The 25,963-nt window shown below is 72.8% G+C and carries 24 protein-coding genes; 14 read left to right on the top strand and 10 right to left on the bottom strand.

The window, feature by feature from the left end:
• Positions 1–69: 69 nt before the first annotated feature.
• Positions 70–1,008 (bottom strand): alpha/beta hydrolase, encoded by a 939-nt coding sequence (locus tag AB0M76_RS02350; protein ID WP_365951107.1) that lies wholly within the window; start codon positions 1,006–1,008, stop codon positions 70–72.
• 128 nt (positions 1,009–1,136) lie between these two features.
• On the opposite strand from AB0M76_RS02350, the gene AB0M76_RS02355 reads away from it, so the two are divergent.
• Both AB0M76_RS02355 and AB0M76_RS02360 read left to right on the top strand, forming a co-directional pair.
• Positions 1,137–1,772 (top strand): TetR/AcrR family transcriptional regulator, encoded by a 636-nt coding sequence (locus tag AB0M76_RS02355; protein WP_365951108.1) that lies wholly within the window; start codon positions 1,137–1,139, stop codon positions 1,770–1,772.
• A 788-nt stretch (positions 1,773–2,560) separates the two neighbouring features.
• Complete coding sequence (locus tag AB0M76_RS02360; protein WP_365951109.1) at positions 2,561–2,776, top strand: DUF6243 family protein; 216 nt, start codon at positions 2,561–2,563, stop codon at positions 2,774–2,776.
• 341 nt (positions 2,777–3,117) lie between these two features.
• Here AB0M76_RS02360 and AB0M76_RS02365 read toward each other — a convergent pair whose 3' ends face one another.
• The 5 genes from AB0M76_RS02365 to AB0M76_RS02385 form a co-directional block, all read right to left on the bottom strand.
• A complete protein-coding gene (locus tag AB0M76_RS02365; RefSeq protein WP_365951110.1) occupies positions 3,118–4,320 on the bottom strand; it encodes an FAD-dependent oxidoreductase in 1,203 nt (400 codons plus the stop codon).
• A gap of 113 nt (positions 4,321–4,433) precedes the next feature.
• Positions 4,434–5,378, bottom strand: coding sequence for an RNA polymerase sigma factor SigJ (gene sigJ / locus AB0M76_RS02370; RefSeq protein WP_365951111.1), 945 nt, complete (start codon positions 5,376–5,378; stop codon positions 4,434–4,436).
• Positions 5,379–5,733: 355 nt separating this feature from the next.
• A complete protein-coding gene (locus AB0M76_RS02375) occupies positions 5,734–6,024 on the bottom strand; it encodes a hypothetical protein (protein WP_243629031.1) in 291 nt (96 codons plus the stop codon).
• On the bottom strand, positions 6,021–6,398 hold the full coding sequence (locus tag AB0M76_RS02380; RefSeq protein WP_365951112.1) for a DUF6247 family protein: 378 nt from the start codon (positions 6,396–6,398) through the stop codon (positions 6,021–6,023). Before AB0M76_RS02380 ends, AB0M76_RS02375 begins: the two co-directional genes overlap by 4 nt.
• Positions 6,399–6,844: 446 nt before the next feature.
• Complete coding sequence (locus tag AB0M76_RS02385) at positions 6,845–7,825, bottom strand: LuxR C-terminal-related transcriptional regulator (RefSeq protein WP_365951113.1); 981 nt, start codon at positions 7,823–7,825, stop codon at positions 6,845–6,847.
• A 264-nt stretch (positions 7,826–8,089) separates the two neighbouring features.
• Here AB0M76_RS02385 and AB0M76_RS02390 point away from each other — a divergent pair, with 264 nt between their 5' ends.
• Genes AB0M76_RS02390 through AB0M76_RS02400 form a run of 3 tightly spaced genes read left to right on the top strand, consistent with a single transcriptional unit; the run spans position 8,090 to position 9,242 of the window.
• Positions 8,090–8,302 (top strand): hypothetical protein, encoded by a 213-nt coding sequence (locus tag AB0M76_RS02390; RefSeq protein WP_365951114.1) that lies wholly within the window; start codon positions 8,090–8,092, stop codon positions 8,300–8,302.
• A 31-nt stretch (positions 8,303–8,333) separates the two neighbouring features.
• Positions 8,334–8,588: a hypothetical protein gene (locus tag AB0M76_RS02395; protein WP_365951115.1), complete on the top strand. Its 255-nt coding sequence runs from the start codon at positions 8,334–8,336 to the stop codon at positions 8,586–8,588.
• Between the two features lie 33 nt (positions 8,589–8,621).
• Positions 8,622–9,242: a response regulator transcription factor gene (locus AB0M76_RS02400; protein WP_365951116.1), complete on the top strand. Its 621-nt coding sequence runs from the start codon at positions 8,622–8,624 to the stop codon at positions 9,240–9,242.
• A gap of 73 nt (positions 9,243–9,315) precedes the next feature.
• On the opposite strand, the gene AB0M76_RS02405 is transcribed toward AB0M76_RS02400, so the two are convergent.
• The 4 genes from AB0M76_RS02405 to AB0M76_RS02420 form a co-directional block, all read right to left on the bottom strand.
• On the bottom strand, positions 9,316–9,918 hold the full coding sequence (locus tag AB0M76_RS02405; protein ID WP_365951117.1) for a hypothetical protein: 603 nt from the start codon (positions 9,916–9,918) through the stop codon (positions 9,316–9,318).
• A gap of 88 nt (positions 9,919–10,006) precedes the next feature.
• Positions 10,007–11,554: an AMP-binding protein gene (locus AB0M76_RS02410; RefSeq protein ID WP_365951118.1), complete on the bottom strand. Its 1,548-nt coding sequence runs from the start codon at positions 11,552–11,554 to the stop codon at positions 10,007–10,009.
• Positions 11,551–12,759 (bottom strand): 5-aminolevulinate synthase, encoded by a 1,209-nt coding sequence (hemA, locus tag AB0M76_RS02415; protein ID WP_365951381.1) that lies wholly within the window; start codon positions 12,757–12,759, stop codon positions 11,551–11,553. Before hemA ends, AB0M76_RS02410 begins: the two co-directional genes overlap by 4 nt.
• 29 nt (positions 12,760–12,788) lie before the next feature.
• Complete coding sequence (locus AB0M76_RS02420; protein WP_365951119.1) at positions 12,789–14,363, bottom strand: AMP-binding protein; 1,575 nt, start codon at positions 14,361–14,363, stop codon at positions 12,789–12,791.
• 424 nt (positions 14,364–14,787) lie between these two features.
• On the opposite strand from AB0M76_RS02420, the gene AB0M76_RS02425 reads away from it, so the two are divergent.
• The 9 genes from AB0M76_RS02425 (at position 14,788) to AB0M76_RS02465 (ending at position 25,962) form a co-directional block, all read left to right on the top strand.
• Positions 14,788–14,943, top strand: a complete 156-nt coding sequence (locus AB0M76_RS02425; RefSeq protein ID WP_266575931.1) for a thiazolylpeptide-type bacteriocin — start codon at positions 14,788–14,790, stop codon at positions 14,941–14,943.
• A 117-nt stretch (positions 14,944–15,060) separates the two neighbouring features.
• Positions 15,061–15,219, top strand: a complete 159-nt coding sequence (locus tag AB0M76_RS02430) for a thiazolylpeptide-type bacteriocin (protein ID WP_365951120.1) — start codon at positions 15,061–15,063, stop codon at positions 15,217–15,219.
• Positions 15,220–15,366: 147 nt separating this feature from the next.
• A complete protein-coding gene (locus tag AB0M76_RS02435) occupies positions 15,367–16,374 on the top strand; it encodes a hypothetical protein (protein WP_365951121.1) in 1,008 nt (335 codons plus the stop codon).
• On the top strand, positions 16,371–17,300 hold the full coding sequence (locus AB0M76_RS02440) for an ABC transporter ATP-binding protein (protein WP_365951122.1): 930 nt from the start codon (positions 16,371–16,373) through the stop codon (positions 17,298–17,300). Before AB0M76_RS02435 ends, AB0M76_RS02440 begins: the two co-directional genes overlap by 4 nt.
• A complete protein-coding gene (locus AB0M76_RS02445) occupies positions 17,297–18,196 on the top strand; it encodes an ABC transporter permease (RefSeq protein ID WP_365951123.1) in 900 nt (299 codons plus the stop codon). The genes AB0M76_RS02440 and AB0M76_RS02445 overlap by 4 nt, the downstream gene beginning before the upstream one ends.
• The gene (locus AB0M76_RS02450) at positions 18,193–20,826 is read left to right on the top strand and encodes a hypothetical protein (protein ID WP_365951124.1); all 2,634 of its coding nucleotides are present in this window, start codon (positions 18,193–18,195) and stop codon (positions 20,824–20,826) included. Before AB0M76_RS02445 ends, AB0M76_RS02450 begins: the two co-directional genes overlap by 4 nt.
• A complete protein-coding gene (locus AB0M76_RS02455; protein ID WP_365951125.1) occupies positions 20,817–22,559 on the top strand; it encodes a hypothetical protein in 1,743 nt (580 codons plus the stop codon). Before AB0M76_RS02450 ends, AB0M76_RS02455 begins: the two co-directional genes overlap by 10 nt.
• The gene (locus AB0M76_RS02460; protein ID WP_365951126.1) at positions 22,556–24,475 is read left to right on the top strand and encodes a TOMM precursor leader peptide-binding protein; all 1,920 of its coding nucleotides are present in this window, start codon (positions 22,556–22,558) and stop codon (positions 24,473–24,475) included. Before AB0M76_RS02455 ends, AB0M76_RS02460 begins: the two co-directional genes overlap by 4 nt.
• 17 nt (positions 24,476–24,492) lie before the next feature.
• Positions 24,493–25,962 (top strand): hypothetical protein, encoded by a 1,470-nt coding sequence (locus tag AB0M76_RS02465; protein ID WP_365951127.1) that lies wholly within the window; start codon positions 24,493–24,495, stop codon positions 25,960–25,962.
• Position 25,963 lies beyond the last annotated feature (1 nt).

A 25,963-nucleotide genomic window follows, 5' to 3' on the forward strand; every position in this document is an offset into this window, starting at 1 on the left:
CCCGGTGCGAAGAGCCTTCCCTCGCGCCATTTCCCGCTACGTCGGCGCCGGTGTTCCCAGTCGTAGGTTCTACCCGTCGACCGCGGCCGGGTCGAGTGAGTCGATGTCCTCCATGAAGCTCAGCATCCGGGCGTTGACCAGGTCGGGGTGGTCGATCTGCGGTCCGTGGCCGGTCGCGGCGATGATCTCGGCGCGGGCCCCGGGGATCAGGCGCGGCACTCGCTCCAACTGCCGCTGCGGGTGTACCAGCAGGCTGCGCTTGCCCATGACGAGGTAGAGCGGGGTCCGGATGGAGCGCAGCGCATCCTCGGCCAGCGGCAGAGGAGCGGGGCGGCGGATCCGGAAGGCCCGGGCGCCGATCTGGACCCACTTCCGCAGCTCGGGAACGGCGATGACCGGCTGCTCCAGCCATGCGGCGAGGCGCGGGCGCAGCGCCTTGGGGGCGAAGCTGGCGAAGAGGCTCACGAAGACCCAGGCGAAGAAGCGCAGGCCGACCTTCTCCAGGCCGCCCGGGTCGAGGGCGGTGACCGAGGCGAGCCTTCCGGGCCGCCGGTGCGCCTGGTTGAGCACCAGCCAGCCGCCGTAGGAGGAGCCGACGAGGTGGACCCGGTCAAGCCCGAGTGCGTCGAGGGCCTCGTCCATCCACTGGGCGGCACGCTCGGGCTGCCACATGGGCTCGCGGTGGATGCTGCGCCCGGCGTCGCCGGGGGTGTCGAGCGCGTAGACGGGGCGGTCGAGGCTGAGCCCGGGGGTGTTGGGGTACCACATGGCGGAGCAGTAGCCCGCGCCGTGGATCAGGACGATCGGCGTACGGGATTCGGCTGCGGGGTCCACGGGGCCGTACCGGTAGACGTGCGTGGTGCCGAAGCTGGTCTCGACGTCCGTCTCGGAGCGGATGGGTGCCCCCATCGCGTAGAGCACGTCGCTGGCGGCGAAGTAGCGGTTGCGCAGCTCGTCGTTCACGTAGCGGCCGACGTCGCGGCGCACACGGGTCGTGTTCTCGGGCACGGGGCACCTCCGGGAAGATCCGTTCTTCGTGATACGAGCGTACCATGATGTTGATACGGCGGTACCATAAAGGGCGTCCGGGAAGAGCCGGACCGGGAATTCACCACTGACGGGCGGAGACGCGGCAGATGCCTAAGCGCGTGGACCACGAGGAACGGCGCGCCCAGATCGCCGAGGCGCTCATCCAGGTCGCGGGGCGGCGAGGGTTGCACGCCGTCGGCATGCGCGACGTGGCCGCCGAGGCCGGCGTGTCACTCCGGCTCGTGCAGTACTACTTCGAGACCAAGGAGAAGCTGCTCTTCTACGGGCTCCAGCACCTGACCGACCGCTTCACCGCGCGGGTGGGCGAGCGCCTGCGCGCTGCCGGTGCGGACCCGGGCCCGCGCGCGACCATCGAGGCGCTGCTGCTGGCCTCACTCCCGACCGATGAGGAGAGCCGGACCTTCCATCTCCTCTACAGCTCCTACTCGATCCTGTCCGTGACCGACGAGGCGCTGGCCGCCCAGCCCTTCATCGACAATCCCGACGCCGCGGAGAACGCCCTGACCGGCCTGCTCGAACAGGCCCAGGCGTCAGGCCTGGCCGATCCCGGTGTCGCCGCGCGCACGGAAGCGATCAGCCTGCTCGCGATGACGGCGACCATGGGCACCAGCATCCTCGTGGGCCAGCGGAGTCCGGAGTCGGCCATCGCGGTACTCCGTCACCACCTGGACCGGATTTTCGCGACCACCGAGACACCGGCGAATGGGGCGGGCTCAATCTGACGCGCTGTCAAGGTACTTGTGGCACGCGAATGGCGCGCGGGCTCCGAGAGGTCTGGATAACGACGGAGGCCCAGGTCTGTGACCTGGGCCTTCGCATCTGAGCGGATGACGGGAATCGAACCCGCGCCATAAGCTCGGGAATCTGCGTGCCTCATGCCCTGTAAATGGCCTCTGACCTGTTGATATCAGCCCCTTCGCGGGGCACGACTGCGGTGCCTGGGCGCCATGATCGACCGCTGTTTACCGCTCTGAAGGGCACGACCGGGGCACATGCGCATCACGCTCCGGGCAAGGTCTTCTCGACGCGGCAGGAGGCGTCTTTCCGGGGCCTGACTGCGGGCAGGCTTGAGCAGGCGTTGCGGGCGCGAGCAGTGTCCGATCAGGGTGCACGGTTCAGCTTCTCCGACGTGCCTGCGCACCGTTGTTTCCAATGGCGATCACGCCGGCCAGATCATCCACCGCGCAGGCCCGGTCGTAGGTGTCTGGAGTGGTGGCGTCTCCCGCCGCCCCGGGCGGGCGGCGACCACCGGCAGGTGCTGGCGGTGCTGTGATTCCCGGAAGAGAAACGGCTGACCGCGGGCGCTCGTCGAAGGCCCGGCCGACGCCGGGGCGGCGAAAAGCTTGGTGTGCGGGGCCGACGGAAGCGGGTAACGTCTTTGTCATGTTCTTCCAGACGCCGATTTACGAGTGAGAGCGTGACGGGCCCCTGCTGACGTCCTTCGACGTCGCCGCGCCCGTCCCCCACCGATGAATCCGTAGATCACTTCACATCATTACCGGGAGAACCCATGACCGTGAGCAAGAACATCAACAACCCCGTGGGCATGGGCGGCGGCCAGCGCAAGAGGCTGTCCCGCGCCGAACGGCAGAACAACGGTCCGCACCGCAACCTCGACCGACAGGGTGCCGCCGACCAGAAGGCGGAGCTGGTGCGCAAGATGCGCGAGAAGGCCGGCGCAGCTGAGGGCGCCGAGCAGACGGGCGACGACACCGCACAGAGCTGACGCACCGCCGCCGCAGGGCGGCAGTGCACGGGGGCAGGGCCCGGACCGCGACGCGCGGTCCGGGCCCTGCTGTGGGCATTGCGGACGCCCCGGACGAGTTCATCCGGATCCAGGAAGGCCGGGGGATCCGAGGCTCGGCCATGCACTACGGCATCCGGCATCACCCTTGAAGGCGAAGAGCTGGAAGGGTACGCACGGGTGCAGCCGGAAGGCATCTCCGTCCTCGACTCCACCGCCCAGGCGGCTGCGAACTTCGTCGGCTGGCTCCGGGAAACGGGACCAGATCACCTGCCATGCAGCGCGCCACGTCTGCCGACAGCCGCAGTTCGGCCTTGGCGAGGTCAGGCCGCCGCCTCCGCCCGTGCGCGGCTCCGAGTCTCCTGCCGTACGACACGCCGGTGCCGAGACGGCATGCCCACGGTCGGGTTGGCGACGCTCCAGGCCGCGCCCTTGCAGATCAGTTCCTTGTAGAAGGCGGCCACGCGGCCCGTCAGGGCCCTGTCGACCGCGCGGTCGTCGGCGGTGACGAACTGGATCAGGCCCTCCTTGCGGCCGAGGGAGATGCACTGCTGGGAGTAGCCGATGGAGACCCGGGGCACCTTGGTGCCGGCGAGCCGGGCGGCGATGGCGTCGGCGGCCTGCCAGGCCATGGGGACGCCCGAGGCGCAGGACATACGGAGGGGCCTGTCGCCCGGGCCCATCGCCATCGCCGCGTCGCCCACGGCGTACACGTCCGGGTGGGAGACCGAGCGCATCGTGGTGTCGACCACGATCCGGCCGCGGTCGGTGAGCTCCAGGGCGGTGGCCTGGGCGATCGGGTGGACGGCGAAGCCGGTGGTCCAGACCGTGATCTCGGCGGGGATGGTCCGGCCGTCGGCCGTCGTCACGCCGTCCGCCTCCACGGCGGTGACCGCGGTGTGTTCGTGGACCGTGATGCCGAGCTCGTCCACCACCTTCCGCAGGTGGGTGCGGCCCTTCTCCGAGAGCCAGTCGCCGAGGGCGCCGCGGGCGGCCAGGGCGACGTCGAGGTCCGGGCGGGCCTCGGCGATCTCGGTCGCGGCCTCCAGGCCGGTCAGGCCGGCGCCGACCACGACCACGGGTCGGCCGGCGTCCAGGGCGGCCAGGCGGTCGCGAAGGCGGAGGGCACCGGGGCGGCTGGAGATCTCGTGGGCGTGCGCGGCGGCGCCGGGGACGCCGCCGTCGTTCCAGCCGCTGCCGAGGGCGTAGACCAGCGTGTCGTACGCCAGTTCCTCCCGCTCGGGGCCGTTCGCGGCGGTGACCGTCACCGTCTTGCGGTCCACGTCCACGGCGGTGACCGCTCCGAGCTTCAGTTCCACGCCCGTCCCCGCGAACATCTCGCCGAACGGCCGGGGCCTGAGGTCCTGGCCGGCCGCGAGCTGGTGCAGCCGGACGCGCTCGACGAAGTCGGGCTCGGGGTTGACGAGGGTGATGGTGACGTCCTCGCGGTGCAGCCGCTTGGCGAGGCGGCCGGCGGCGACCGCACCGGTGTAGCCGGCTCCGAGGACGACGATTCGGTGCTGCATGTCCGTGCTCCTGTCTGGGCGGGGGCCGCCGTTGTCCGGCGTGGTTTCGCCCCTTGAACCGGACAGCCCCCCGTTCCCTGACAGGATCTGAACATGACCTGGATCACACCCCCTCAGAGGGTGTGGAGCGGGGCCTCCCCGTGGTCCGCGGCGGCCCACTGCTCGGTCGCGCGGACGAGCTTGTCGGGGTTGACCTGGTTGCGGACCGCGGCGATGCCCTCCGCGGTGACCTCCAGGCAGGTGATCGCGACGACCCGGCCGTCCACGACCGCCACGATGGCGGGCCCGCCGTTTGCGGTCGTGGCGTAGATCTCGGGCGCGCCGCCGACATGGGCCCGCTTGGCCGCGCTGGGCTTGAACAGGCCGCGCAGGAACGTGGCGACCGCGAGCGCACCCTCGAACGCCTTCGCGCGGGCCGGGACCTTCCCGCCACCGTCGCCGACCGAGACGGCGTCCTGGGTGAGCAGGAGTACGAGGGGTTCGGTACGGCCGCTGGTCGCCGCGGCCAGGAACTCCTCGACGATCCTCCGGGCGGCTACCTCGTCGATCTGGGTGCGTGCCTTGCCGTCCGCGATGTGCTTCTTGGCCCGGTGGTAGATCTGCTGGCTGGAGGCCTCGGTGATCTCCAGGATCTCGGCGATCTCCCGATGCGGGTAGTCGAAGGCCTCGCGCAGCACGTACACCGCCCGCTCGCTGGGCGACAGGCGCTCCAACAGGACGAGGACGGCGTACGACACCGACTCGCGCTGCTCGGCCGTGTCGGCCGGGCCGAGCATCGGGTCCCCGGCGAGCAGCGGCTCGGGGAGCCACCTCCCCACGTACGTCTCGCGCCGGGCACGTGCCGAAGTGAGCATATTGAGGCACCAGTTGGTGAGGACCTTCGTCAGCCAGGCCTCAGGCACCTCGATCCGCTCGACGTCGGCTGCCTGCCAGCGCAGGAACGTCTCCTGCACGGCATCCTCCGCCTCACTCGCCGAGCCGAGCAGCCGGTAGGCCATGGCCTCCAGCCGGGGCCTGGCGGTCTCGAAGCGCTCCACATTACTCGCGATCAGGGCCATGCTCGCGATCCTAGGCGCCCCCCGGGGTGGAACGGCAGGGAGACAGCGCTCTCCGGTGAGCAGCGAGGAGTACGCGACGAAGACGCCTGGACAGGTCCGCGCAACGAAGAAGGCCCAGGTCGCTGACCTGGGCCTTCGCATCTGAGCGGATGACGGGAATCGAACCCGCGCCATAAGCTTGAGAAGCACCCGGCACTTGGGGCCCAATAGCCCCTTGACCTGCAAAAACCTGCCTTCCGCGCCTGAGTGCGAGCGCTCCTGGCAGCCCCCTGTTGACCGTTGTTTACCGCTCTGACTGGCACGTAGTGGCACGGGATGTGCGCAGTGCGAGGGGTGTGGTTTGCGGGTCGCAAGCTCACAGGTCGGCGAAGGGCGGGATGACCCGGATGATGGCGATGAGTTTCATGCGGGGTACGGGGAGCGCGTAGAACCAGCCGTCGGTCAGCAGTGGGATGCGGCGCAGACCGCCAGGGCCACCGTGGCTGGGTCCAGCGCCGATGTCGGAGATGTCGACGCCGACCTCGGCGAGGGCGACCAGTTCGCCGGAGAGCCGCTCGACTTCGTGGATGACGTGCTGGGGTAGGCCGGAGATGACGTGTTCGGCATCGGGGTCGTACTCCCAGCGCCACAGTTCCTCGTCGCTCACGTGGCGCCCTGTCCGGACTCGATGCCGGCTTCGGAGCATGCGGTGTCGATGATGCGGCCGATCTCGGCGGCGATGGCGCGGGCCTCGGAGAGGTCGGCGGCCTGGGTGGCGCGTGCTTCGAGGTGGTGGAGTCGTGCGGCGCGCTCCGGATGGCGTTGAACGGCGACGTACACGGCCCATTGGCCGACGAAGCGGCGCATAGGCGCAGCGCTTACCTGCTCCCGGGCCTGCTGCAGGGCGACGGCGCGCTCTGCGTCGAATGTCGACAGTGTCTCGGGGGCGAGGAGCGCGAGGGCGGCGCGCAGACCTTCGGGGGTGCTCGCGGGCTGCGGCATGCGGGGGGCGCCGGATGGAGGGTCCCAGGCGGTTGTCATGCGGCCTGCCTCGTCTTGTCGGAGTCGCTTCTGTTCTTCAGCGTCCCGAATGCGGCGGGGAAACTCAAGCGCGGGCCAAGGACGTGTGAGAGAGTAACGTCCGCTTGAACCGTCCTGGGCGGGCACCACGGCCCCGTTCCGCAGAGGAGGATCGTGTCGCCGCGCGGCGCAGCGGGCGGGGCCGGTCCAGCACTCTTGTCACCCCTGAAGGAATTGCTCCTTGCCTCTCGCTCTCGTGAGGCTTTACGCAAGGTGGTCGCGCAAGGGCTTGCCGATCATCAACTCGCCGTGTTGATCTCCGTTGGGGTGATGCCGAGGCATGCGGCGAGGTCTGCGAGGTCGTCCAGGCCGGCGAGACGGGTGTCAGCCGGGGTGATGGTGTGTCCAGTCTCGGAGCCGAAAGGCGCGTGGGAAACAGCGAGTTGGTCGTGTCGCGCGGCGGAGCGTCAGATCCACTCCCGCTGCGCCGCGCGCAGGCCCGCCTCGAAGCGGCTGCCCGCGCCGAGGCGCTTCATCAGCTCGGCCATCATGCGGCGGACCGTACGCAGCGAGAGGCCCAGCTGGCGGCCGGCGGCCTCGTCGGTGAGGCCGCTGCCCAGCAGGCGCAGCAGCTCCTTCTCCTGGCGGGTCAGGCCGCGGTCGTCCCGGTCCTGGCCGGTACCCAGGGGCGCGGCCGACTCCCAGATCTGGTCGAAGAGCGCGGAGAGGCCGACGACCACGCCCGGCTCGGTCAGCTGCACCGCGCCCTTGCGGGTGTTCTCCGGGTCGGCCGGCACGATGACGGTCTTCCGGTCGAAGATGAGCATGCGCACGGGCAGCGAGGGTGCGCTGCGCACCTCGCCGCCCAGGTTGGTGAGCCACTCCGCGTACTCGGTGGTGACCGAGTCGTTGCGGACGCTGTCCAGGTACACCGTCCGCATCCGCACCCCCCGGTCGAGGGTCTGGCGGTCGAGGGGCTTGCTGGCCTCCAGGCTGGCCCGGGACTGGGCGCCGCCCGGGTTGAAGGTCAGGCACTCGGAGGTGGCCTCGGAGGCCAGCTCCCTGATCCGGTTCTGTACGGATTCCACGCCCACGAACTGCTGGGCCACGCGTTGGGTCTGGCCGGTGTAGAGCTCGCTGTAGGTGTTGACCAGCACGGCCATGTCGGCTTCGCAGCGCGCCACGGCCTCCTGCCGGCTCTCCAGTTCCCGCTTGCGCTGGTTGAGCAGCTCCCGCAGGCCCAACGCCGGGTCGCTTGGCTGGAGTTCGTTGCCCGCGGCCGAGCGGTGCAGAAGCCGCAGATCGGTCAGTTTCTCCAGTGACTCGCGTACGTCGACGGTCGATACTTTGAGCCGCCGCGCGATCTCGGCGACACCCCAGGCGTGGTTCGCCAGCATGAGTTCGTACACATCCGCCGTTTGCGCGTCCAGTCCCAGTAGTTCCAGCATTGGTGTCCTCGTTCGGTCCCCCGCCGCTCACTCTTCGTTGAGCCGCGCCGATGTGATCAACATATGAGACGTCGCAGGTGGATGGCTACTTCGGGCCCAGTCTGTTGCGAGGTTGGCACCGACCTGCCACGTGGATCTTCCTGCCAGCCGATCCGCTTCCGGATTCCTCCTTCCGTAAAGCAAGCTGGATGCAGAACGAAGGAGCGCCCCGGGCCGAACGGCCGGGTGATTCACGCTCCAAGCACGCTTTTCAGGGGGATTCTCATGCTGTTCTTTCGTCGCTTTTCCCGTGTCGCTTCCCTTGCCGGTCTGGCCGCCGCGCTGATCGCCTTCGGCGCTTCCCACATCGAGCAGGACCGGGAAATCCGCGACACCGCCTCCATCGCTCCCAACCTCAACTGGGACGTGGTCGCACCCGACGCCGACGCGTCGCTGGGCAGCGCCGAGGTGACGCTGTACAACCTCAACTGGGACTGACTCAACTCGCATGTATATGACCACAGTTGTCATGCGCTCGACACATGTGCAGACGGGTGGCCAGCCGGATCCGCTCCTCCTCGCCTCGCTGCTGAGGGCCGTGGCGTCGCCCGCGGACGGTCTGGAGCACGTCGCGGTCCGCCCTTCCGGCGAGCAGGTCGAGCTCGTACTGTTCCAGACCGTCCCCGACGTGACGGAACCTCCGGCCCCGGCAATCGCTATTTGCCGCAGGGCACTTGAGATAACCCAACAGCTCAGTGGCTGGACCGTGGAAACCGGGCGGTAGAACACGGCTCCCAGATCCGCGCAGGGGGATTCAATGGCTATCAGCGTCATCGTCGGCGGCAGCCGCGTTCTCTTTCTCGACGCGCTCGTCGAGGCGCTCCGATCGGTCGACGGCATCGACGTCATCGCCGCGGACACCGATCACCAGCACGTCCTATCACTTGTGCACCGGCATTGGCCGGATGTCCTTCTCCTGGAAGACACCCCGGTGGGTGATGACGTACTGCGTCTCGCATCAGCGGTGCGGGCCCGGGTGCCGGCATGCGGCATCGCGCTGATGATGTCCGGTTCACGCCCGGCGGCGGTCGGCCGGGCCGTCGCGGCGGGCGTGCACGGCATCGTTCCCATGGATACGGGCCTGCCCCGGCTGATCGCGACGCTCAAGGGCGTGGCGGCGGGCTGCGTGACCATGGCCCCGTCCCTGGCGAACGGCGCCATGGGCCTCGTCACCATGGGGGCCTCCGCCCCGCTGAGCACCCGGGAGTCCCAGGTGCTGCGGCTCACGGCGGGCGGAGCCACCGTCAAGGAGATCGCGGCGGAGCTCTACCTGGCCGCTGGCACGGTACGCAACGTCACCTCGGCCTCGATCAAGAAGCTCGGCGGCCGCAACCGCTTCGACGCGGCGCGCATCGCCGTGGAGCAGGGCTGGATCTGAGCAGTACGCGAAGGAGCGCCCGGGGACCGACCCCGGGCGCTCCTTCGCGTACGTTGTCGCGCGCGCGGCGGCGCTACGCCTTCCGGCCTGCCCGCAGGCCGGTGTACGCCGCCCCCGCCCACAGCACGGCCGCGCAGCCGATGCCCGGCACGGACCGCCAGACGTTTTCGGTCGCACCCGGCAGGAGCGTGGCCAGCGCCGCGAGGCCGACGGTGGCCAGCATCGCGGCGCCGACCCACCGCAGCATCGGGGCGCGCAGGCTCTTGGCCATCGGGAAGAAGTGCGCGCCGACCACCAGAGCCGACCAGGTCAGCATCAGCTCCGGGCGGTGCAGGCCGGTGCGTATGTAGTTGTTGCCCGCCCCGAGCACGGCGGCCTCGATCAGTACGACGGTGAGGAACTTCGGGCCGCCGCCGCCCGGGGCCGGGGGCGCGCCCTTCTCGGTGGCGGGAGTGCGCCGAGCCAGGAGGAAGAGGCGGATCACCGCTGCCGCGCTCGCGGCGAACAGGAGCAGGCTGGCGGCGAGCACGGCCGGGCGGGCGGCCCCGTGGACGGCGGACTGTCCCAGGGCGAACCACATCAGGCCGAAGGCGGTCCCGATCAGTGCTCCCCGGCCACCGTTGCGGAGCTGGTCCCGTCGGGTCGTGAAGACGGGACGGGCGGCGGTCTTTTCCACGGGTGTTGCCTCCTGGTGTGCGTGGTCCATGCATCTTCTCGCACCCGACGCGGGGATCCTGCCACGGCCGGACGGTCCGCCGGGTGATCTACCGGAAGAGTCCGGCCAGTTCGCCCTTGAGGACCTTTCCCGTGGGGCCCACGGGAAAGGCTCCGGTGAAGGCGACTTTGCGCGGACACTTGTACCGCGCCAGCCGCTCCCCGCTCCACGCGGTGATCTCCTCGGCCAGCCGGGGGTCCGGCCGCACCCCCGGCACGGTCCGCAGCACCGCGCAGACTTCCTCGCCGAGCCGGTCGTGGGGGACGCCGACCACCGCGGCCTGGGCCACCGCCGGGTGGCCGAGGAGGACTTCCTCCACCTCGCGCGGGTAGACGTTGTAGCCGCCGCGGATGACCACGTCCTTCTTGCGGTCCAGGACGCGCAGGTAGCCGTCCTCGTCCCGCACCCCGATGTCCCCGGTGCGCAGCCAGCCGTCGACCAGCACCTCGGCGGTGGCCTCCGGGCGGTTCAGGTAGCCGGCCATCAGGCCGTGCCCCCGGACGACGATCTCCCCGCGCTCGCCCGCCGGCAGCAGACGGATCCGCTCCGCCGCGTCCGCCGGAGCGATCCCGACCTCGACGCCGGGGATCGGCAGGCCGACCGTCCCGGGCCTGCGTTCCGTTCCCGGCTTGTTGTAGCTCACGCTGGGGGAGGTCTCCGTGAGCCCGTACCCCTCGTAGACCGGGGCGCCCAGCAGCTCCTCGACGCGCCGGAGCACCGCCGGGGGCAGCGAGGAGCCGCCGGAGTAGGCGCGCTTCAGCGGGGGTCTGCGCGGATCGCGCCCGGCCGCGTCCAGCAGGGCCAGGTACATCGTGGGCACGCCCATGACGACCGTGCACCCGTGGGAGGCCATGAGGTCCAGCGCGCGCGTCCCGCAGAAGCGGGACATCAGCACCAGGGTGGCGCCGGCGTGGAAGCACACGCCCATCCCGCAGATCTGGCCGAAGGTGTGGGACAGCGGCAGCGTGCCGAGGAGCACGTCCTCCTCGTCGAAGGCGAAGGGGGTGCGCGCGGTGGTCGTGATGTTCATGAGCACGCTGTGGTGCGTGAGCATGACGCCCTTGGGCGCGCCGGTCGTACCGGAGGTGTAGAGGACCACCGCGATGTCCTCGGGGGCGCGCGGGACGAGCCCGGCGAGGGGCGGTACTTGCTCGGCCTCCCGGTCGAGCCAGGGGAGTTCCTCCGCGCTGTCGCCCTCGTCGCGTACGCCGAGCAGCAGGGCCCCCGCCGACCGGGCGCCGGCGGCCGCCTCGGGCAGCAGGGACCCCGCGCAGATCAGCGCCCTGGCGCCCGAGTCCCGCAGTACGTGGCCGATTTCGGGAGCCCGGGAGTGCTCGTGGACCGGTACGGCGGTGCAGCCCAGGGCGAGGGTCCCGTAGTAGGCCATGGGGAAGGCCGGGGTGTTGGGCAGCAGCAGCGCAACCTTGTCACCGGGACCCAGACCCCGGGCGCGCAGCGCGGCCGCGTACCGCAGGGCGCCGTCCCAGAGCTCCCCGTAGGAGTACGAGCGGTCCCCGAAGACCAGCGCGGGATGCGCGGGCCGCCGGGCCGCCGACTCGGCCAGGACGGACGCCACCGACGAGGACGAGGGGTTCATTCGCCGGTCCGCGACAGGCCGAGTTCGAGCCAGATCGTGTCGAGCGCCTCGACGAACTTCTCGACCTCCGCCGGCTCGTGCACCGCCCCCGCCGCGATGCGCAGGATCTCCTCACCGGTCCGCACGCTCGGCGCGTTGATGGCCTGCACGTAGATCCCGTACCGCTCCAGCAGCAGCGCCGAGGCCTTCTTGCAGGCCGCGTCCTCGCCGATGAGTGCTGACACGATGTGCGACTCGTCCGACAGGAACGGGATCCGCCGCTCCTTCAGCAGCCCGTGCAGCAGCCGCGCGTTGCGGTGCAGCGCGGTCCGCTCGACGTCCGAGCCGACGAGGTGGCGTACGGCGGCCAGCGCGCCCGCCGCGACCGCAGGCGGCAGCGAGGTCGTGAACACGAACGGCCGCGACAGGGTCCGTACGGCGTCGATGAGCGCGGCCGGTCCCGCGATGTAGCCGCCGGCGGTGCCGAAGCCCTTGCCCAGGGTGCCCATGACCACGTCGATCTCGTCGGCCAGCCCCTCCCGGGCGGCTATGCCGGCGCCGTGCGGCCCGTACATGCCCACCGCGTGGACCTCGTCGAGGAAGATCGTCGCCCCGTACTTCCGGGCGATCTCGGTGACCTCGCGGATCGGCGCCACGTCACCGGACATCGAGTACACCGACTCCAGCACGATCAGCTTGGGCCGCTCCGGCGCCTCGGCCGCGATCAGCTCCTCAAGGTGGGCGGCGTCGTTGTGGCGGAAGATGCGCTTCGCGGCGCGGCTGTGCCGCAGGCCGTCGATGATCGAGGCGTGGTTCAGCTCGTCCGAGAAGACCACGCAGTCCGGGACCGCCCCGGCCAGCACCGTCAGGGCGCCGTCGTTCGCGGTGTAGCCCGAGGTGAACAGCAGCGCCGCCTCCTTGCCGTGCAGGGCGGCGAGCTCCGCCTCCAGCTCGACGTGGACGTGGTTGGTGCCGCCGATGTTGCGGGAGCCGCCGGAGCCGGCGCCGAAGCGCGCCACGGCCTCCCGCATCGCTGCCATGACCTGCGGCTGCTGGCCCATGCCGAGGTAGTCGTTGCTGCACCAGACACTGATCTCGGCCGCGGCGTCCGCCGGGTCGGCGGAGGTGGAGGCGCTGGGGAAGCGGCCGGCCCGGCGGCCCAGCTCCAGGAACTCCCGCTTGCCGTCCGCGATCGCGGCGGCGGCGCGGTCCGTGAAGAACGCCAGGTGGGCCTGGGGGGACGTGAGGGAAGTCGTCACGATGACAGCTCGCTTTCTTCGAGGGTCGAGGCCGCGCCGGCGACCGCCGCGCCGCGCAGGCGTCTGAGGTCGGGTTTTCCGGATTCGGTCAGGGGGAGTTCGGGCCACCGCACGATCCGGGTGGGTGCGTGGGCGGCGGAGAGGGCTTCGGTGACGTGCCGGCGCAGGGCGTCCGGCTCACAGGGGACGCGGAGCACCACGGCGGCGTGCACGGCCTCGCCGGTGTCGGGGTCCGGCATCCCGAAGACGGCGCAGTCGGCCACGGCGGGGTGGGTGAGCAGGGCGCGTTCCACCTCGGCGGGACGGACCTTGACCCCGGCCGCCTTGACGACCCGCCCGATGCGGTCGACGAGGTGCAGGTAGCCGTACGCGTCCCAGTGCCCGAGGTCGCCGGTCCGCAGCCAGCCGTCCGGCAGCAGAGCGGCGGCGCTCTCGGCGGGAAGGCCCTGGTAGCCGCTCATCGCGTACGGGGAGCGCACCTGGACCTCGCCGGTGGCGCCCGACGGGACCTCGCGGCCGGTGTCGGGGTCGCAGACGCGGACCTCGACCCCGGGGAAGGGCCGGCCCACGCTGGGCAGCAGCTCCTCCTCGAAGTGGTCGAGCTGGTCCAGCAGGGTGATCCGGCCCGCCTCGGTGGAGCCGTAGCACTGCACGAGGCGGGGGCCGAAGACCCTTACGGCGGAGGCCAGTCGGGCAGGTGAGGCCACGCAGCCGCTGTAGATGAGCTGGCGCAGCCCGGACAGGTCGGTGCCGGCCGCGTCCGGGTGGTCCAGCAGCCGGTACAGCTGCGGCACGGTCAGGTAGACGCGGGTGATCCGCTCGGCGGCGAGGGCGGCGAGCACCTCGGCGGCGTCGAAGCGCTCGTGGACGACGAGGGAGCCGCCGGAGGCGAGGACCACGTCGGCCATGACGGCGACGGTGTGGCTGGTCGGGGTGACGATCAGCATCCGCTCCGGGGGCCGCCCCGCGAGCGAGGCGGCGTCGAGGAGCACGAGCCGGTTCCAGGCGGTGAAGGACTGGCGCACGCCCTTGGGGCGGCCGCTGCTCCCACTCGTGTACGTGACCAACGCGCAGTCGGGGGCCTGGGGCGTCAGCGCGGCCGGGGTGTCAGAGCCGGCCTCGGTCTCGATGTCGATGTCGAGCACCGTGACGGCCGGCGACTGCGGCAGCAGGCGGGCGAGTTCGGCGCCGCGCTCGGCGTGGGCCGGATCCACCACGAGGACGGTGACGTCGCATTCCGCGAGCAGCGCGGCCTGTTCGGCGGGCGGCAGCGGCAGGTCCGAGCCGGGGTTCACCGACCGTACGTACATCACGCCGGCGCCCAGGAGATGGGCCGCGTGGCGTGCGGTGAAGGTCAGCGGGTGGTTGGGCCCGGTGAGGATCCCGACCATGGCGCCCGGCCCGGCGCCCGCCGCGCGGAGCGCGTCGTGGGCCCGGTGCACGGAGCGGACGAGCGCGGCTCCGTCGAGGGCCCCGGCCCGGCCCTGGATGCGGGCCTGCCGTGGAGCCCGGGCGAGCACGTCGAACATCCGGGTGACGTAGTGCCCCTGCGTAGTGGATCGTCCGGTCACGCCATTCTCGTTCCCTGTGAAGACGGGTCCCTCGCATGCTCGGTCGGGGGCGGGGGCCCGGACAAGGTTTTCCGGAGAGGCGCTGACACGGATCACGCGAGGTCGTGACATGTGTCATTCCGGCAGCCTTTCCGGGCCGGCCGGGGCCCGGCCTTCCGGGGAACCGCCCCGGGGAACCGCCCCGGGAAACCATCGCCGAGCCGCGCTGCACATAGGCCCGGGACAGGCCTGGGAAGGGCCCCGGGAATCACACTCTCTTCGCGCGTGCGTACACGTACAGGGGTCTCATGACGAATGTCACGGAGCCCCGTTACCTGTGTCAGGGGAAGCTCTCAAGCCCTTCCGGAAGCCGATTCGAACCGGCCATGGTTCTTCTTGTCCGGCCGACCGGTCGGCAAACAGGAAAACCTGAAAGGGAATTCACATGGACAAGAACCTGGGCACCGAGGACTTCGCTTCCTTCGAGCTGGAGGAGATCGAGGTCCTGGACGTCGCCGACGGTGTCGCCCTCCCCGAGGTCGGTGCCTCCAGCGGTGACTGGCTGTGCTGCTCCTCGTCGTCCTCCTCGTCCTGCTGCTGAGCTGACGACGGCAGTACGCCTCAGGCGCATCTGAGCAAGGCGCTCCGCCCTCCGTCGAAAGACGGCGGGCGGGCGCCTGCCCCGCATTATCCGTGAACGCAGTGAAAGGGAATTCGGATGGACAAGCTGAGCGCCGAGGACTTCGCTTCCTTCGAGCTGGAGGACCTTGAGGTCCTCGACATCGTCGACGGTGTAGCCCTCCCCGAGATGGGTGCCTCCAATTTGGGTGGCTGGCTGTGCTGCTCGTCGTCGTCGTCCGGCTCGTCCTGCTGCTGACGGCGGACTCAGGAGCACCCGAGCAGGGCGCTCCGCGAACGAGAGGTGACACACATGGAAGGCGCCCCGGACGAGCGCACGATCGGCATGCGCTTTCATGCGCAATCACCGATCGAACCCGCATGGCTTTCGCAGGTGATGGTACCCGTGGTGCGATCCCTGCGCGTCGAGCACAACGCCGCCGTGGCCTATCTGGCCCGCGGCTGGAAGCACGGCCCCCACGTCGAACTCATCGCCCACGGCCCGGACGGAATTCCGTGGCAGGAAATAGCCGGCTCCATCGACTGGCGGCTGGACGAACTCCCCGAGCTCATGACCGGCGAACAGTACCTCGCCCAGGCCCGTGAACTGGGCCGGCTGGAGCGCGTGGAGCCCCCCTATCTCCCGCTCCACCCGCGCGGCACCGTCGAGTTCTTCGACCGGCACCCCGGCATGACCTGGCCCGCCGCCCTGGAAGCCCCCCGCGACCTGGCCCTGACCCGAATGTTCACCCCCCTGGCACGGCTGCTGGACCTCGCAGCCGGCCGGGACGCAGGCGTTCCCGTGACGGCCCTCGCCGAGGCCTTCACCGCCCTGTGCACGGCCCACCCCGGCGGCCCCTCCTACGGGGTGTTCTCGCTGCGCTCGCACGCCGAGGCCTTCCTGCACTGGGCGAGCTCCGTCAAGGACCCGCGCCCCTCCTTCGCCCGCAGGCTGGAGGCCGACGCGCCCGCGCTGCGCGCGGTCGTCGAGCGGGCCCGGGACGGCGCGGAGAGCGCCGAAGCCGCCGAATTCCGGGCGGCGTTCGCCTACGGCATGGGGGTCTTCGACACCGCGGCGGCCCGCGGCGACCTCAGTGCCGACCTGCTCGACGGGCTGGCGCCCGCCATGGACCGCGAGGCCACGGCCCCGCCCGGACACCGCGGACCCGTCGGCGAGGGCCGCAGCGAGTTCCACGCGACCGTCGCCGAGAGCCGGGTCGCGGACCGGACCCCGTCCTGGTTCGCCTCGTACCGGACCCTGATCAACCTGTTCTACAGCCGGCTCCCCCTGCTCGGCGTGACACCCATCCAGCGCTACTACCTGTGCTTCGCCATCGCCGAGACCGTCGACGAGGTGTACGGGGAGAGCTGGCGCGAGCGGCTGCGGCGCGCAGCGGAGAGGAAGGCGGCGTGAGCCCGCTCAGCCGGCCCGCATCCGACACGGCGACGAAGGCCGCGGGCGACGCGGACGGCCTCGCCATCCGGACCACCGGCCTGCACAAGGCGTACGGCGCCCATGTCGCCGTCGAGTCCGTGGACCTGGAGGTGCGCCGCGGCGAGGTGTTCGGCGTGCTCGGCCCCAACGGCGCCGGCAAGACGACCACCATCGAGATCCTGGAGGGCTTCCGGCACCGCTCCGGCGGCTCCGTCACCGTCCTCGGCGAGGACCCCGGCCAGGCCGGGCGCGCGTGGCGCAACCGCATCGGCATCGTCCAGCAGAGCGGCACCGACCACGAGGGCTGGCGGGTCGGCGAACTCGTCGAGCAGATCGGCCTGTGCTACTCCGACCCGCTTCCCGTCAGGGACGTGCTGGAGCTGGTGGACCTCGCCGACCGCCCCCAGGCCATCCTGGGCTCCCTCTCCGGCGGACAGCGCCGGCGCCTGGACCTGGCCCTCGCGGTCGTGGGCCGGCCCGAGCTGCTGTTCCTCGACGAGCCGACCACCGGCCTGGACCCGCAGGCCCGGCGCGACTGCTGGGCCATGATCGAGCGGCTCCGCGACGAGGGCACCACCGTCCTGCTCACCACCCACTACCTCGACGAGGCCGAACGGCTCGCGGACCGCGTGGCGGTCCTCGTGGGCGGCCGCGTACGCGAGGTCGCACCGCCCTCCGAACTGGGCGGCGGTGACGCCGGGACCGAGGTTTCCTGGCGCGAGGACGGCCGCACCCGCACCGTCACCACCGCCGAGGTCGGACCGGTCCTGGAGGAACTGCGCGCCCGGCTGGGCACGGACGTGCCCGGACTGGAGATCCGCCGCCCCTCCCTGGAGAGCCGCTACCTGCGGCTGATCGAGGACGCCAAGACCGACGACACGTCCGAAAGGAGCAGGATCCGATGACGACCGCCATCACTCTCCAGGACGCGGCCACCGCACCGCGCCAGGCCCAGGCCCAGGCCCCGGCGCCGATCGGCGCCCCGCCCGCCCGCGGCCCGCTGCCGGGCGTCTTCCGCACCGGCGTCCTGCGCGCCCGCGCCGAGCTGCGGGTCTTCTTCCGCAACCGCACCGCGGTGGCCATGAACATGGCCCTGCCCGTGGTCCTGATGCTGCTCTTCGGCTCGATCTTCACGATGAAGGCGGGCGACCACACCGTCCCCATGCACGACGTGGTCGTGGCCGGCGTCCTCGCGTCGGGCATCATGTCCGCCGCGTTCGGCGTCCTCGCCACCGGCATCGCCCTCGAAAGCGGCGACGGCTCGCTGAAGCGGCTGCGGGGCACCCCGTTCGCGACGGGCGGCTACTTCCTGGCCAAGACCGTACTGGTCCTCGTGCTGGCGCTGCTGCAGTCGGCCGCCGTCCTGGCCCTGGCCGTGGCCGTGTTCGACTTCCCGCTGCCCACCACAGCCGGCCGCTGGGCCACCCTGGCTTGGGTGTTCCTCCTCGGCACCGCGGCCACCGCCCTCCTGGGCATCGCCGTGGGCTCCCTGATCACCGACCGGCGGACGATCACGGCGGCCGTCCAGTTCCCGTTCGTGCTGCTCCAGTTCGTCTCCGGCGTCTACTACTCCTTCTCCGGCCTGCCCGACACGGTGCAGCGGATCGGCGCCCTCTTCCCGCTGAAGTGGATGGCCCAGGGCATGCGGGCGGCGCTGCTGCCCGACGACATGGCCGCGCTGGAGCCCGTGCACAGCTGGGAACTCGGCCGGGTCGCCCTGGTGCTGGGCGCCTGGATCGTCGGCGGACTGCTGCTGTGCGTCGCCGCGCGCACGCACCGGATCCGGAAGGACTTCCGGTGACCGTCACAGAAGAACGCCCGGCGATCGCCCTGCCGGACACTGCCGCCGACACGAAAACGGGCACGGCCACGGACACGGCCACGGGCACGGCCACGGCCACGGTCTCCGCGAACACCCCGGGGCGCCACCCGGCGGAGCGGACCGAGCCCGTCTGGATGCTGCGCGTCAACCCCCTGCGGCGCACCCGGCTCGCCGACCCGGCCCTCTCCGGCGTCCTCGACGAACTGGCCCGGGTGGAGGCCGAACTGGCCGTACGGGCCACCGCCTGCACCGACGCCCTGTACGAGTGGATCGGTGCGGCCCCCGCCGACGAGCGGGCCGCACTGGTCGCCGTACGCAGGGCCGTGCACAACGACCGGGTCCCGGCCACGCTGCCGGACCCGGCCCCGGCCGAGTTCCCCGCCTGGCTGGAGCTGCGCGTCCTGCGCGACGGCCTCCTCGCCGAGGCGGCCGAGGAACACCCCCGGGCGCTGGCCCGCGAGCGCGGCACCCTCTCCGGCCTCCTCGGGGACGAGGACCTGCTGCGCTCGCTGGCGCTGCTGGCCCCCGAGGTCCACCGGGCGGCCGTCCGCTACCGCGAGGGCACCCTGTCCCGGGCCGCCAAGTCCGAGCGCGGGCTGCTCCAGTACGTGACCCGGGCCATGATGCGCACCAGCCCGCTCGCCCGCTTCACGGCGGTCGGGCTGGCCGTCCCCTCACCCGACGGCGCCCGCCCCGACGAGGTCGCCTTCACCGGAGCCCGGTCCTTCCCGCACCTCGACCAGGCGATGCTCGGCTACGTCGCCCGCACCGCCGACCAGGGGACCCCGCCGGGCCCCGACACCTGGGTCCGGCAGTCGCCCAGCCTCTCCCCGGGCCCCGGCCCGGACAGGATCTCCTTCGTGAAGCTCGGCGACGACAGCAGCCGGCTGCTGTCGACCTCCCTCACCGAACCCCTGCGCCGGCTCCTCAACGCCACGGACATGGGCGCCCGAACCGTCGGCGCGATCGCCGGCGATGTCGCCCGCGCCCTCGGCACCACCCCCGAGCAGGCCACCGGCGTCGTACTGGGCTCCCTGAACGCCGGGCTCCTGTGCACGACGGACGGACCGGAGGACTGCGCGGACGACCCGCTGGCCGCCGCTCCCCACGCCGCTCTGCGGGCCGCCGTGGCCGGCCTCGCCGACGCCGGGCACGCCGAGCGCACCGACGCCCTGCGCGGCATCGGCGCCCTCACCGCGGCGCTGACCGAGGAGGCCCGCCGCCCGGCCGTGTTCACCGTCTCGGAGAACTACCTCCTGGCCCCGGCCGAGGTCGACACCAGCGGCCTCGACCGGCAGCTGCGCGACCTCGCGCACGCCATGGAGTTCCTGTCCGCCTTCGACCGGCTCCACGACATCCGCGCCGTGCTCACCGACGTGTTCGTGGAGCGCTACGGCCGCGGTGCCTCCGTACGCCTCACCGACCACGCGCGCCACCTGGTGCGCACGGTCAACGAGCGGGTGGTGTCGGGCAGCGACAGCCTCACCCCGCTGCGCCTGCTGCGCACCCGTCTGCTCGGCGAACTCCGCGCCGACCTCGCCGGCCGCCGGGACGACACCGAAGTGGTGTGGCCCGCCGAGTGGCTGGCGGAGCTGGCCGCGCCGCTGCCCGACCGGTTCCGGCAGGACGCCATCGCCTACAGCGTCCTGGTCCAGCCGGCCGGCGAGCGGCTGGTGTTCAACGACTCCTACCCCGGCCACGGCATGCTCTACGGCCGCTTCCTCGGCCACGACGCCGAACTCGGCGGACAGGCCCTGCCCCGGCTGCGCCGCCGCCTCCAGGAACGGCACGGAGCCCACGGCACCGTCCTCGCCGAAGACCGCGGCCTGCACGGGGTCAGCGTCAACGCCCACGCGCCCGTCCTCGACCGGCGGCTGCGCGCCGACGACTGGTACGGGCTGCGGCTCGTCCACGACCCGGACCTCGACCAGCTGTACGTGGCCGACGCCGACGGCCGCCGGCTGCACGTCCTCACCCTCGGCACCGGCCACCCCGAGCTGCTGCCGCCCCCGCTGCGCCTGGCCAACTGGCTGGTCATGGGCGGCCGGCTGCTGCCCGACCTGGGCATGCCCGGCGGCCTGGGCGGCCCCGGCCCCGGCGGGGTGCCCACCGCGCCGGGCACGCCCCGGCTGTGCGCCGGCTCCGTCGTCCTCCAGCGCCGCCGCTGGTACCCGGGCGAGGAGTTCGAGCAGGCCGTCCGGCAGGGGCCCGGCGAGGCCGACCGGATGCTGGCGCTGACCCGCTGGCGCGCCCGGCACGGGGTGCCGGCCGAGGTCGTCCTCAAGCCCGCCCCCTTCCTCGGCGGCGGCGCGGAGCAGGGTTCCGGCCGGTCCACCGCCAAGCAGCGCAAACCGCAGTACGTCGACCTCACCAGTGCGCTGCTCACCAGGGCTCTGCCGCGCTTCCTCGACCGCGACGGCAGCGGCTTCGTGGAAGAGGCACTGCCCGCCGCGGGCGCGTCACCGCACGCCTACGAGTGGGCGGTCGAGATCAGCAGACCGTCCGGTGGACGGTTCACCTACACACAGCCCGGCGACGGGTCCACCGACGACCGGGAACCCGAACGGCACCGGCACTTCAAGGACCAGGGAGAGCAACAATGCGGATGAAGCTGCGCCCCGCCCTGCACTACGCACCGGTGCGGGACGGCGTCTACTTCGGAGCCGAGGGGACGTCGTTCGTGGTGCGAGGGCCGGCGGCACTGTTCAAGGTGACCGACGTGTGCGTCCCGCTGCTGGAGGACGGCGCGAGCGAGGACTCCCTCGTCGCGGCGCTCGGCAGCGAGGCCGCCCGGCCCGTCGTGGCCAAGCTGCTGGAGACCTGGCGGCGCAACGGCCTGCTCCTCGACCTGGACGCCCTCAGCGTCCCCGAACCGGACGCGGACACCCGCGAGCGCCACCGCGACGTGCTCGCCGACCTGGAGATGCTGCACGAGGACCCGTACGCGGCGTTCGAGCGGCTGCGCGCGGCCACCGTGCTCGTCTCCGGTCCCGCCGCGTCCGTCCTGCCCGCCGCCCGCGGGCTCGCGCGGACCGGAGTCAGCCGGCTCGTGCTCGCCGTACCCGATGGGGACGCGGACGCCGTCGCCGCCACCGCCGACCGGCTGGGCGCCCGGCGCCTGCCGCTCACGGCCGAGGGCGTCGAGGTGGCGGCCGATGCCGCGATCGTCTTCGCCCCGGGCGAGCTGCTCGACGGGGTGGTGGCCCGGCAGGCCGCGCTGCTGCCGCCGGACTGCGCGATCGTCCCCGTACGGGAGGACGGGCGCTTCCACCTGGTCGGCCCCCGGACCACCGGCGCCGCCGGGCGCCTGGAGGCGGTGGCCGCCCGGGTCGCCGGCTGGGTGAAGACCCCCTCCGCGCCCCTGGGAGCGGCGGCCGGCGCGCTGGCCGGCGCGCTCGCCGGACAGCTGGCATACCGGGTGCTGACCGGCACCGCCGGAGCCCCCGGCGAGACGGCGTACGTGGTCCACGGCGCCGAACTGAACGCCACCCGCGTCGACCTGACGCCCGCCCGCCCGGCCGCCCCCGCCGCCGACCTCGACGAGGCCGTGGCCCACGTCCGGGCCGTCGCCGCGAAGTGGACCGGCCCCTTCGAGCTGGTCACCCCCGAGAACCTGCCGCAGCTGCCCCTGGGCATCGCCGAGGCGGAGCACCGGGACGGCCGCCGAGGCTCCGTCGCGGCCTGGGGCGGCAACCAGCGCTCCTCCTCGGTGTCCGTCGCCCTCGCCGCGCTGCGCGCCCAGGCGGCCACCGCCGACGGCCACGTCGCCGCTGCCGGCACCACCGAGGAGCGGTGGCTGCTCGACGGCACGCTGCGGCTGCTCGCCGAGCGGGCCGAACCGGCCGCGGACGCCCCCGCCTTCGAGGAGCTGGACAAGGCCGCGCAGGTGCTCTGGCGCACCCTGGAGGACCACGAGTTCCTCAACGTCGAGCTGCGCCTGTTCCGGGTGCCGGGCGTGGACTGGCCGCTGGTCCTGGTCCGCGACCGCGTCACCGGCCAGGACGTCGCCTCCGCCTGGGGTCCCGGCCCCGCCCGCGCGGCCGTCGCCGCCCTCAGCACCGCGCTGGCCCGCGTCCAGACGCGCAGGGTGCGCGGGCGCGAGCTCGTCGCCGCCGGACCCGACACGACCGCGCTGCTGCACGCCACCGACGCCGAGCTGGCCGAGCTGGCCGCGCAGACCCGGCTGCGGCTCGTCCCGCACGGCGAGCGCGCGGCCGACCCGGTCGTGGGCGAAACCCCGCTGTGGTACGGCGCGGTGAAGGGCCTTCCGGCCGTCGACGCCCCCGCCCCCGCCGACACCGACACCGACACCGACGCTCTTCTGAAGGAGGCCGTGGCATGACCACAGCCCTGGACGTCCCGCACGTCCCGGACCTCCTCGGGCTGCCGGACCGCCCCGGCCTCCTGGACCGGTGCGCACGGGCCGTCGGCCTGCCCGCCGGCTCCGTCGCCGTCCACCCCCAATGGGACCTCGGCCGCGAACGCGCCACCCACGAGTGGGCCCGCGACGCGCAGGAGCCGTACCTGTCCGTCCGGCTCGCCGGCAATGAGGCCTACGTCGGCCCCCTCTGGATGCCCGGCACCGACTCCGGCTGCCCCGGATGCGCCGAGACCCGGGCCCGCATCGCCGTCGACCACCCCCTGACCGACCGCCTCGACGAGCCCTGCCGCGCGGCGCGCCCGCCGTTGCCCTTCCTCGCCGAAGCCGTCGACGCCGCGCTGGGCTCCCTCACCGCGAACCCGCTCGCCCCCGGCGAGCTCCTCGCGGTGAGCGCCGGCGGCGTCTCCCGCCACCGGGTCCCGCGCACCTTCAACTGCCCCGTCTGCGCGGAACCCGCCGCCGCTCCCGACCCGGCCGCCCGGCCGCCCCGGTTGCGCCTCGACGACCCCGCCGCCTCGCCCGACGACCCGGTGCGCGGCACCGGCGGCGACGAGCTGCTCGCCCCGGGCGCGCTGCGCCGGCGCCTGGTCGACCCGCGCTACGGGCCGGTCCTCCAGATCATGCGCGACATCGACGCCCCGTACGCGATGAGCAACGCGGTGCTGCCCGAATCGCCCGCGCACGGCTACGGCCGGGCCCTGACCTTCGGCCGCGCCGAGTCGGTCGCGGTCCTGGAGGCGTACGAGCGCATGGGCAGCTTCCCGCACCACCGGCAGGTCCTCACCAGCCTCGCCTACCGGGACATCGCCGACCACGCCCTCGACCCTGCCTCCCTGGGCACCTACACGGATGAGCAGCTCGCCCACCCCCTGTCGCGGGTCATCCCGAGCACGGCCGACACCCCCATGGACTGGGTGTGGGGCCACGACCTCGACACGGGCGAACCGGTCCTCGTCCCCGCCGAAGTGGGCTTCTACCGGTACGAGTACCTGCACCGCCACGACCGCCACGGCGCCCGCCGCGACCACAGCGCCGAGCGCCGCCGCAGCCACTTCCCGGACTCCTCCAGCGGCTGCGCCCTTGGCTCCGGGCTCACCGAGGCGGCCCTGCACTCCCTCCTCGAACTGGCCGAGCGGGACGCGTTCCTGCTGTCCTGGCACCGGGCCGAGCCGCTGCCGGCCATCGACCCGGCGAGCCTGCGCGACCCGATCTCGCGCCGGCTGCTCGACACCATCGACATCCACGGCTACGACGCCCACCTGCTGGTGGCCACCCAGGACATCGACATCCCCCTGGTGTGGGCACTGGCCGTCAACCGGACCGGCGGCCACCCCGCCAGCTGGTCCGCCGCCGGCTCGGGCGCCGACCCGGAGTCCGCCGTGCGCGCCGCGCTGTGGGAGCTCACCCAGATGGTCACCCGGCCCCCCGGCAACCCCGAGGTGGGCGCGCCGATGGTCGCCGACCCTTGGCAGGTCGACCTGCTGGAGGACCACGTCGACCTGTACAACCGGCCCGAGACCCTGCCCCGGGTCACGGCCGTACTCGGCGGCCCCCGGGTCGCCCTGCACGAGGCCTTCCCGGACTGGCCGGACCGCCTGGTGCGGGCCGCCGGCGGCACCGTACGGGGCGCCCTGGACTTCGTACGGGCGCGGTTCGCCGACGCGGGCCTGGACCGGATCGTCCTCGTCGACCAGTCCACCCGCGACCACACCGACCTGGGCGTGGCCGTGGCCAAGGCGGTCGTGCCCGGGATCCTCCCGATGTGCTTCGGCCACAGCCAGCAGCGCCTCGCCGGCCTGCCCCGGCTCACCGCCGCGCTGCGCGGCACCGCGCAGGAGCACCGGCAGGCGCCCTACGACCCCCACCCCTTCCCATGAGAGGAGGCACGCACCCGATGACGACGGACACTCTGTCCCGCCGCGTGCTGCGCTACGCCCACGCGCAGGGCACCGGCCGGTCCCAGTTCCCCACCCCGGCCCAGGTCGCCGAGGCCTCCGGCCCGCTCCCCGACGGGGCGGACAGCGGGGCCGCCGCCCCGCTGCCGTACGGCACGACCGAGCTGCTTGAACTCGCCGCGTTCCCGGCGGGGCGGGTGCCGCAGGCGGCGGACCGGGCGGTGGAGCGGGCGCTGATCACCGCGTTCGGGCTCCAGCGGGCCGAGCTGACCAACCCGTACTTCGAGCACCGCTCGCTGCCCTCCGTACGCAGCCTCTTCCCGGTGCACGCCTTCGTCACCGGCGCGGGCCGCCCCCGGGTGCTCGACGTGCACCGGCACGCGCTGGCGGAACTGGCCGGTACGGTCTCTGCCGGTACGGGCGGCGCCCGGCGGATCCTGCTGGCCGGCCGGTACACCCGGCTGCCGGCCTTCTACGGTCCGCTGCGCGGCACCCTGACCGAGCTCGAGCTGGGCATCTCGCTGCGCTCGCTGGCGGCGGCGCTGGAGCTGTTCGGCCTGGAGGGGCGGCTCACCCTGCCCGCCTCGGGCGAGCTCCTCGCCGAACTCGGGCTCGCGGACCGGGAGTGGAGCTGGCCGCTCGCCGTGGACCTGGCGGACTCCGCAGCCCGGGCGGGCGTCCCCGTCCCGGCGGAGCCGCTCGCCCCGGCCGCGGCCGTCGGGCCGCCCGCAGGGCCGGTCCACCCCGACCCGTCCCTGGACGAGTTGCTGGCCGTCAACCGGGCCCAGGCCGCCGCAGGCGACACGGGTTCCGTCCCGCTGGGCCCCGCCATCGCCAGCGGCGCCGCCGCCCGGGACCTGTCCTGGGCCGAGGTGCTGTGGGAGCGCGGCTCCGGCCGGATGCCGCGCGGGCTCACCGGCATGGCGGGCCGGCTGCGCCGGGTCCCGGAGGGCTCCCTGACCGGAGCCGCCGCCTGGGCTGCCGTACCGCCGCCGGGCGAACTGCTGCGCCGGGTGGCCGAGAAGGTGAACGTCACCGTTGCCATCCAGGCGACGGACGGCTTCGAGGACGGCGTCCACCGCCTCGCCGGAGACCGGCTGCTGCCGCACCGCCCCGGCCCCGGGGCCCTGGCCGCCCTGGAACGGGACTACGGCTACAACCTGGCCCCCGGCAACGGCTGCGACGTCCGCCACGCCTCCGCCGTCTGGTTCTGCTCGGTCCGCCAGCATGAGCTGGTCGCCGAACTCGGGCCGGCCGCCTGGACCCTCGCCCAGTACGTGGCGGGCTGGATCACCCAGGGCCTGTGCCTGAACGCCGCCGCCCACGGGCTCTACGCCCGCCCGGCGCGCGCCTTCGACGGGCTCGCCGTCCAGCGGCCGCTGGGCCTCGCGCCCGACGAGACCGTGCTGCTGTCGGTCATCAGCGGCACCCCCCGCTTCAACGGACTCCCCCTGGATCTGAGGTTGTGAC

Source organism: Streptomyces sp. NPDC051364 (assembly GCF_040682115.1).
Lineage (GTDB): Bacteria > Actinomycetota > Actinomycetes > Streptomycetales > Streptomycetaceae > Streptomyces.

Bases quoted from the DNA above. Each gene is read 5' to 3' on its own strand.
- AB0M76_RS02355 (WP_365951108.1), top strand. From the start codon at position 1,137: ATGCCTAAGCGCGTGGACCACGAGGAACGGCGCGCCCAGATCGCCGAG.
- AB0M76_RS02360 (WP_365951109.1), top strand. From the start codon at position 2,561: ATGACCGTGAGCAAGAACATCAACAACCCCGTGGGCATGGGCGGCGGC.
- AB0M76_RS02365 (WP_365951110.1), bottom strand. From the start codon at position 4,320: ATGCAGCACCGAATCGTCGTCCTCGGAGCCGGCTACACCGGTGCGGTC.
- sigJ (WP_365951111.1), bottom strand. From the start codon at position 5,378: ATGGCCCTGATCGCGAGTAATGTGGAGCGCTTCGAGACCGCCAGGCCC.
- AB0M76_RS02380 (WP_365951112.1), bottom strand. From the start codon at position 6,398: ATGACAACCGCCTGGGACCCTCCATCCGGCGCCCCCCGCATGCCGCAG.
- AB0M76_RS02385 (WP_365951113.1), bottom strand. From the start codon at position 7,825: ATGCTGGAACTACTGGGACTGGACGCGCAAACGGCGGATGTGTACGAA.
- AB0M76_RS02390 (WP_365951114.1), top strand. From the start codon at position 8,090: ATGCTGTTCTTTCGTCGCTTTTCCCGTGTCGCTTCCCTTGCCGGTCTG.
- AB0M76_RS02395 (WP_365951115.1), top strand. From the start codon at position 8,334: ATGCGCTCGACACATGTGCAGACGGGTGGCCAGCCGGATCCGCTCCTC.
- AB0M76_RS02400 (WP_365951116.1), top strand. From the start codon at position 8,622: ATGGCTATCAGCGTCATCGTCGGCGGCAGCCGCGTTCTCTTTCTCGAC.
- AB0M76_RS02410 (WP_365951118.1), bottom strand. From the start codon at position 11,554: ATGAACCCCTCGTCCTCGTCGGTGGCGTCCGTCCTGGCCGAGTCGGCG.
- AB0M76_RS02425 (WP_266575931.1), top strand. From the start codon at position 14,788: ATGGACAAGAACCTGGGCACCGAGGACTTCGCTTCCTTCGAGCTGGAG.
- AB0M76_RS02430 (WP_365951120.1), top strand. From the start codon at position 15,061: ATGGACAAGCTGAGCGCCGAGGACTTCGCTTCCTTCGAGCTGGAGGAC.
- AB0M76_RS02445 (WP_365951123.1), top strand. From the start codon at position 17,297: ATGACGACCGCCATCACTCTCCAGGACGCGGCCACCGCACCGCGCCAG.
- AB0M76_RS02455 (WP_365951125.1), top strand. From the start codon at position 20,817: ATGCGGATGAAGCTGCGCCCCGCCCTGCACTACGCACCGGTGCGGGAC.
- AB0M76_RS02460 (WP_365951126.1), top strand. From the start codon at position 22,556: ATGACCACAGCCCTGGACGTCCCGCACGTCCCGGACCTCCTCGGGCTG.
- AB0M76_RS02465 (WP_365951127.1), top strand. From the start codon at position 24,493: ATGACGACGGACACTCTGTCCCGCCGCGTGCTGCGCTACGCCCACGCG.